The following is a 1,041-nucleotide window of genomic DNA, read 5'->3' on the forward strand; positions in this document are numbered from 1 at the left end:
CGGTGAAACGTGCCCCCTTCAGAAAGGTGACCGGCGAGACGCCGGCCGCCGCGAACCAGCTGTCCCAACTGATCATCGAGCGCTCGTCGGTGATCGCGCAGGTCTGCGCCAGATCCTCGATCGAGTGCAGTCTGGCCGCGATCGACGGCGTGCAGACCGGGAACACCTCTTGCGCCAGAAGCAGTTCCGCGCGCACGCCCGGCCATTTGCCGTCGCCCATCCGGATGCCGACATCGATGTCGGAATGGTCGAGATCGGCGACCCGACCCGAGGCGTCGATGCGCAACAGTACGTTCGGATGCCGGGCGAAATGCCGGGACAACCTCGGCAGCAGCCACTTCGAGGCGAAGGCCGGCGCTACCGAAACAACCAGCGTGCATTGGCTGGCCTCGTCGGCCATCGCCACGGCCTGCGCCAGCTCGCGAAAGCCCGCCCCAAGCCTTGCCGTGAACAGCGCGCCGAACTCCGTTGGAACAAGGCCGCCCGGCGTGCGTTCGAACAGCGCCTGGCCGGGCTGCTTTTCCGTGCGCTTGATCTGTTGGCTGACGGCGCTGGCCGAGACGTTGAGCTCGCCGGCCGCCGCCGCGAGCGAGCCGAGCCGGGCGACGGTTTCCACGGCACGCAGGCCGTTCAGATGGACGCGGTTCAACAGGCTCATACAGTTTTTCTAAACTGACATGGCGGAAATCTCAATTGAAACGCATGGCGTGGATACAGATTCTATAGGGGTCAACGCGAATTCGAGGCGAAACCATGAAGATTTTGTCATTGCTCAATGGTCTGGTCGTCGCTGGCGGAGGGCAGGGCGCCCGATACGAAAGCGAGATCGCGAGATGGGTGGCCGATCCATTGGCGCATCCGGTGCTGGACACGATGTCGGAGCGCGAACTGGGAGACATGCCGTTTCGGCTAACGGCGCGGCGTACGTCCTATGAGACGGGGCAGGCGGGCTGGCTGTGGGCGGCGGCGATCTCCGCTTTGGGTCTCGCCGTCGTTGCCCTGCTTGCTGGCTCCGCCACGATCATCAATGGCGCCGAAGAC

At 64.6% G+C, this 1,041-nt stretch carries 1 protein-coding gene and 1 pseudogene; one reads left to right on the forward strand and one right to left on the reverse strand.

Features of this window, described 5'->3' with window-relative positions:
* A partial coding sequence (locus EOA33_RS36635; protein ID WP_127407790.1) for a LysR family transcriptional regulator occupies positions 1-658 on the reverse strand: 658 nt, incomplete at its 3' end.
* A 95-nt stretch (positions 659-753) separates the two neighbouring features.
* Between EOA33_RS36635 and EOA33_RS36640 the strand changes: the two are divergent.
* Positions 754-939 (forward strand): annotated as a pseudogene (locus tag EOA33_RS36640) (hypothetical protein); the annotation flags it as partial.
* Between the last annotated feature and the right edge of the window lie 102 nt (positions 940-1,041).

Origin of the sequence: Mesorhizobium sp. M4A.F.Ca.ET.050.02.1.1, from assembly GCF_003997725.1 — a bacterium.
In the GTDB taxonomy this organism is placed as follows: domain Bacteria; phylum Pseudomonadota; class Alphaproteobacteria; order Rhizobiales; family Rhizobiaceae; genus Mesorhizobium.